The organism is Massilia sp. P2_C2, assembly GCF_056404615.1.
In genome coordinates this window covers 1-6074 of sequence record NZ_JBFUDR010000338.1, presented here as the reverse complement: position 1 = coordinate 6074, position 6074 = coordinate 1, and the positions used below count along the sequence as shown (strand labels likewise).

General features: G+C 66.2%; 4 protein-coding genes. 3 read left to right on the top strand and 1 reads right to left on the bottom strand.

Annotated features, from left to right (window positions below; genetic code table 11):
- Nucleotides 1-1239: RNA-guided endonuclease InsQ/TnpB family protein (locus AC1DYX_RS26420; protein WP_477264407.1), on the top strand; the 1239-nt coding region annotated here is incomplete at its 5' end.
- Between the two features lie 54 nt (nucleotides 1240-1293).
- Here the strand turns inward: AC1DYX_RS26420 and AC1DYX_RS26415 are convergent.
- Nucleotides 1294-4521, bottom strand: a complete 3228-nt coding sequence (locus tag AC1DYX_RS26415; protein ID WP_477264405.1) for an error-prone DNA polymerase — start codon at nucleotides 4519-4521, stop codon at nucleotides 1294-1296.
- Nucleotides 4522-4599: 78 nt separating this feature from the next.
- Between AC1DYX_RS26415 and AC1DYX_RS26410 the strand changes: the two genes are divergently transcribed.
- Nucleotides 4600-5382, top strand: a complete 783-nt coding sequence (locus AC1DYX_RS26410) for a PhzF family phenazine biosynthesis protein (RefSeq protein WP_477264403.1) — start codon at nucleotides 4600-4602, stop codon at nucleotides 5380-5382.
- A 43-nt stretch (nucleotides 5383-5425) separates the two neighbouring features.
- Complete coding sequence (locus tag AC1DYX_RS26405) at nucleotides 5426-5815, top strand: VOC family protein (protein WP_477264401.1); 390 nt, start codon at nucleotides 5426-5428, stop codon at nucleotides 5813-5815.
- Nucleotides 5816-6074 lie beyond the last annotated feature (259 nt).

The following is a 6074-nucleotide window of genomic DNA, read 5'->3' as shown; positions in this document are numbered from 1 at the left end:
CGCCAGGTCGCCGTCGGCCAGAAACCGAATGCGATGGCACTGAAGAAGCAGTTCAACGGCATCAAATATTCGGACCCGGACTGGCTGGACGACGACGGCCTGCCCTGGCTGCGCACCATCCACCGCGACGCCCACGCACAACCCTTCGCGAACCTGGCAAAAGCGTGGTCCCGCTACTTCGACCAGCGCCGCACGGGCCGACAGGCGCACCGGCCGCGTTTCAAGAAAAAAGGGCGTTGTCGCGATGCGTTCTACGTTGCCAACGATAAATTCCGCATCGAAGGGACGGAGGCAGTGTTGCCGAAGGTCGGCCGCGTGCAACTACGCGAGCATCTGCGTTGGCCCGGCAGGATCATGGGGGCAAGTGTCGGGCGCCAGGCCGACCACTGGTATCTTGCGGTGCAGGTCGAGGTGCCCGATCATATTGCGCGCCTCTACCGCATGGGTGCCGGCGTCATCGGCGTCGATCTGGGCGTGAGCACGGCCGCCACCCTGTCTAGCGGCGAAAAGATCGCGGCACCGCGTCCGCTCGCGGCCGCGCTGCGGCGCCTGCGCATCCGCTCGCGGCGCCAGTCGCGCAAGCTGGAAGCGGCCAAGGCAGCCGACGGCATCAAGGGACCGATCCCGAAAGGCACACGGCTGCCGGTATCGAAGAACCGGACGTGCGGCGCCCGCGCGCTGGCGCGACTGCACGAGCGCATCGCCCGCGTGCGTGCCGACTTCATGCACAAGCTGACTACCCGGTTGTGCCGCGAAAATAAAACGGTCGTGATCGAGGATCTGAACGTACGCGGGATGCTAGCCAACGTCCGCCTCGCGCGCGCGATCTCCGATGTCGGCTTTTACGAATTCAGGCGGCAGCTGCAGTACAAGGCCGAGCGTTACGGTACCCGACTCGTGCTGGCGGACCGCTGGTATCCATCGAGCAAGCTGTGTTCGTCGTGCGGCGACCGATACGTCGCGTTGGGTCTGTGCGAACGCTCCTGGACCTGCGCCGCGTGCGGTACGCACCACGACCGCGACGTGAACGCGGCGATCAATCTGCAACGGCTCGCAACCGGCGCCCTCGCGGCGCAAACTGCGCTACCCTTGGCGAGCCGGGCGGTGACGCCGGGCACTGCCGCCGGCGATGGGCTGGCGGGAGGCGGGAAAGTGACGCCTGCCAGGCACGAGCACGGTCAGCAGGACGGCTCGGGGCAGGAAGAGAACGGTGAGCACTTGTGCACACGTTTTCGATAGCAGTTCCTCGCAAATGTGTCAAGAAAAATAATGCGGGATTGACAAAGTCCCGCGTCAGCAGAAATCCCGGCTGCGCGTATCCAGCTTCCCGAGCAGGTGCGACATGTCGACCAGCCGCTTCGCCACCAGGTGCCGCACTTCGCCTTCCCGTTGCCACACGCCGTACACGCCCAGCAGCGACGCGTTCAGCACTTCGCGCCGCTGCTGTTCGACGAGCTGCGGCCAGACGATCACGTTGATGTTGCCCGTCTCGTCCTCGATGGTGAGGAACAGCACGCCCTTCGCCGTGCCGGGACGCTGGCGCACGGTGACGATGCCGCAGGCGCGCGCCAGTTGGCCATTCTGAAAGTCCTGCAACACCTCGGCCGGCAGGAAGCGCTGCGCCAGCAGCCGTTCGCGCAACAACGCCAGCGGATGGCGGCCCAGGGTGAGGCCTTGCGCGCGGTAGTCGCCGACGATCTCCTCGCCTTCCTGCGGCGCGGGCAGGTCCGGCACCTCCTCCACGGTCGTCGTGGGCCGCAGCAAGTCCTTGTCGGGCACGGCGCCCGCCGCCTGCCACAAGGCCTGGCGGCGGTGCCCCGCGAGCGGACCCAGCGCGTTGCCGGCCGCGAGCACCTGCAGGTCGCCCCGGTCGAGGCCGGCGCGGCGCGCGAGGTCGGCCACGTCGGCGAACGGGCGGATCGCACGCGCGATCTCGATGCGCTCGGCGGCTTCCTGCCCCATCCCGCGCAGCATGTGCAGGCCCAGGCGCACGGGCGGCTGGCCGCCCGCGGTGCCCTCTCCCTGGTCGTCGAGGTCTTCCAGCGTGGATTCCCAACAGCTGATCGTGATGTCGACGGGCCGCACCTCGATGCCGTGGCGGCGCGCATCCTGCACGAGCTGCGAGGGGCTGTAGAAACCCATCGGCTGACTGTTCAGCAGCGCGCACAGGAACGCGGCCGGCTCGTGGCACTTGAGCCAGGAACTGGCATAGGCGAGCAGCGCAAAACTGGCCGCATGCGACTCGGGGAAACCGTATTCGCCGAAGCCCTGGATCTGGCTGAAGATCTGCTCGGCGAAGGCCTGGTCGTATCCCCGTTCCAGCATGCCGCCGACGATGCGCTCATAGTATTTTTCCAGGCCCCCTTTCCTCTTCCACGCGGCCATTGCGCGGCGCAGCTGGTCCGCTTCGCCCGGCGTGAAGCCGGCTGCGAGGATCGCCACCTGCATCACCTGCTCCTGGAAGATCGGCACGCCCAGCGTGCGGGCCAAAGCCAGCTTCATGTCCGGGCTCGGATACACGACCGGCTCCTTCTGCTCGCGCCGTTTCAGATACGGGTGCACCATGCCGCCCTGGATCGGCCCCGGACGCACGATCGCGACTTCGATCACGAGGTCGTAGAAGCGGCGCGGCTTCATCCGCGGCAGCATGCTCATCTGCGCGCGCGATTCGATCTGGAACACGCCGACGGTATCCGCCCGGCAGATCATGTCGTAGGTGGCCTTGTCGTCGTGGGGGATGTCCTGCATCTCGAACGTCGTGCCATGGCGCAGGCCGACCAGCTCCAGCGCGCGGCGCAGCATCGACAGCATGCCGAGCGCCAGCACGTCCACTTTCATGAGACCCAGTTCCTCGAGGTCGTCCTTGTCCCACTGGATCACGCTGCGGTCCTCCATCGTCGCGTTCTCGATGGGGACGAGGCGCGAGAGCTTCCCGCGCGCCATCACGAAGCCGCCCGGATGCTGCGACAAATGGCGCGGGAAGCCGAGCAGGCGCTGCGCCAGCGATGCCCATTGCTGCGACAGCGGCGCGGCCGGATCGAGGCCGCTTTCGGCCAGGCGGTTCAGCAGGTCGGCCTTGCTGTCGAACCAGGGGTGCTGCTTGCAGACCTTGTCGACGATGGCGAGGTCGACGCCGAGCGCGCGGCCGCTGTCGCGCAGCGCGCTCTTCGGCCGGTAGCTGATGACGACGGCCGCCAGCGCCGCGCGGGGGCGGCCATATTTTTGATAAATGTACTGGATGACTTCCTCGCGCCGCTGGTGCTCGAAGTCGACGTCGATGTCGGGCGGCTCGTTCCGCTCCTTCGAGATGAAGCGCTCGAACAGCAGGTTGCCGCGCGCCGGGTCCACTTCCGTGATGCCCAGGCAGTAGCACACGGCGGAATTGGCGGCCGAACCGCGCCCCTGGCACAGGATGTTTTGCGAGCGCGCGTAGCGCACGATGTCGTACACGGTGAGGAAGTAGTGCTCGTAGCGCATCTCGGCGATCAGCGCCAGCTCGTGCTCGATCTGCGCCTGCACCTTGGCCGGGATGCCGGCCGTGAAGCGCCGGTGCGCGCCGATCCAGGTCTGCTCGCGCAGATAGCTCGCGGCCGTGTGCCCGGGCGGCACCACCTCGTCCGGATATTCATAACGCAGCTCGTCCAGCGAGAACGTGCACAGCCGCGCGATGCGCACCGTCTCGTCCAGCGCGGCACGCGGATAGATGTTCGCCAGGCGCACGCGCGAACGCAGGTGCTGCTCGGCGTTCGGCGCGAGCTGGTAGCCGCATTGCGCCACCGGCTTGCCGATGCGGATCGCCGTCATCGTGTCCTGCAGGGGTTTGCGCGAGCGGACGTGCATCGTCACGTAGCCGCAGGCGACGATGCGCATGCCGTGCTGCCAGCTCACCTCCTCGATGACGGCGCGGTGCGCGTCGTCGAACGCGCGGTGCAGCAGGTTCAGGCCGATCCACGCGCGGCCCGGGAACGTCTGCGCCAGCCACGCGGCCTGCCGGTGCAGCCGGTCCACATCGTCCTGCGTGTGACCGGGATACGCGGGCAGCAGGATCGCCAGGCAGTCCGGCATGCCCCGCAGGTGTTCGAGGTCGCCCTCCGGCGCATCGAAGTCGGACGGATGCAGCAAATAGCTACCCTTCTCGCTGCGCGTGCGGCCCAGTGTGATCATTTCCGACAGGTTGCCGTAGCCGTTGCGGTTCTGCGCCAGCAGCAGCAGGGACAGGGCACGGCGCCCGTCCGGATGCTGCAGGTGAAAATGGGCGCCGACGATGAACGGGAGCTGCGCCCGCTTCGCCTCCGCATGCGCACGCACGACGCCGGCCAGCGAGCACTCGTCCGCCAGCGCCAGCGCCGTGTAGCCCAGTTGCACGGCGCGGTCCACCAGTTCTTCCGCATGCGATGCGCCCTGCAGGAACGAGAAGTTCGACAGGCAGAACAGTTCCGCATAGGCCGGCAACCCCGCCGCCGCGCCGAGGTTGGGGTCGATTGCCGGTGGCTTTAAACGGGTTGGTGGAAGATTTAACATGGCGCTTTTAATAAAATGGTGTATCATGAAATACTGTATATAAACACAGTATATCCGACGAACCCGACCGCGCCCAATATGAACATCCATTCCTTGCGCTGCTTCAGTTCCCGTCCCGGTACCGGGAACCCGGCCCTCGTCATCGAGGACCACGCACAAGACCCGGACGGTCGCCAGGCCCTCGCCCGCGCGCGCGGCACGACCTGCGTCTTCCTCGATGCCGATGCCGACGGCGCGCTGTCCGTGGATTTCTACTACCCGCACATGCGCAGCCCCCTGTGCCTGCACGCGACGCTGGCCGTGGCGGCCGTGCTGTTCGGGCGCAAGCCGGATGCCGGCACGATCGCCGTGCGTACGGCGCTCAAGGGACAGGTGCTGGAACTGGTGCGTAGCGAAAACGATTATTTCGTGCGCCTTGCCGCCCAGCCGGTGCTTGCTGCGGATGTCGATGTGGCGACCGCCGCGCAACTGCTGGGACTGCCGGCGGCGTCGCTGGCCACACCGCCGCGCGTGGCCTCCGTCGGCAGTCCCAAGCTGCTCGTCAAGGTGGCGGATACGGACGCGTTGTACAGTCTCTCGCCCGACCTTGCGCGCATCGCCGCGTGGGGCAAGGAGGTCGGCGTGAACGGCATCTATGCCTGGTGCCGGCGCGACGACGGCACGTTCGAGGGCCGCAACTTCAATCACCTCGACCCGAGTCTGGAAGACAGCGCGACGGGCGTCGCGGCCGGTGCGCTGACGGCGCTGCTCGGACTGGGCATCCGGCTGCGCCAGGGCCGCGCGACGGGCGGCGATTGCCTGATCCGCACCCGCGTGGAAGGCGTCACCATCCTCGTCGGCGGCGCGGCGGAAACGTTTTGATTCACCCCTGCTTCATCAACCCCCCTTCATCAAGGAGACCGAAATGGAACGGAACGTCGTAGGCTGGTTCGAAATCTATGTGGACGACATCGTGCGCGCCCGCAGCTTTTATGAAGCCGTGTTCGAAGCGAAGCTGGAGAACCTCGCCCCGGAGGGCGGCGGGTCGTCGCACGACCTGCAGATGTGGGCGTTCACTGGCGATCCGAACGCCGGCCGCGCCGCCGGCTCGCTCGTGAAGATGGAAGGCTGCAAGGCCGGCGGCAACAGCACGATCGTGTATTTCAGCTGTGCCGATTGCGCCGTGGAAGCGGGACGCGCCGCCGCGAACGGCGGGCGCATCTTCAAGGATAAATTCTCGATCGGGCAGTACGGCTACATCGCCCTCGTCGAGGATACCGAGGGCAATGTCATCGGCCTGCACTCGATGCAGTAAGAACCTATCCGGGGGCGCGAACTATCCCAGTAGGGTGGGCACCCTGTTCAGCACATAGACATGGGTAACACTTGTCTAGAGACATAGGTAACACCTTTTATGATCATTGCACAGCTAACAATCGGAGCGTGCAATGCCTTGGAAGGAGAGTTCCCGAATGTCTTCTCGTCTTGAATTTGCTCGCCTGGCGACTGCACCTGATGTGAATATGCAGGCCCTTTGCCAGTCTTTCGGCGTCAGCCGTAAGACTGGCTACAAG

What these genes read in the sequence shown, in the direction of transcription:
- AC1DYX_RS26405 (WP_477264401.1), top strand. Translation starts at nt 5,426, where the DNA reads ATGGAACGGAACGTCGTAGGCTGGTTCGAAATCTATGTGGACGACATC.
- AC1DYX_RS26410 (WP_477264403.1), top strand. Translation starts at nt 4,600, where the DNA reads ATGAACATCCATTCCTTGCGCTGCTTCAGTTCCCGTCCCGGTACCGGG.
- AC1DYX_RS26415 (WP_477264405.1), bottom strand. Translation starts at nt 4,521, where the DNA reads ATGTTAAATCTTCCACCAACCCGTTTAAAGCCACCGGCAATCGACCCC.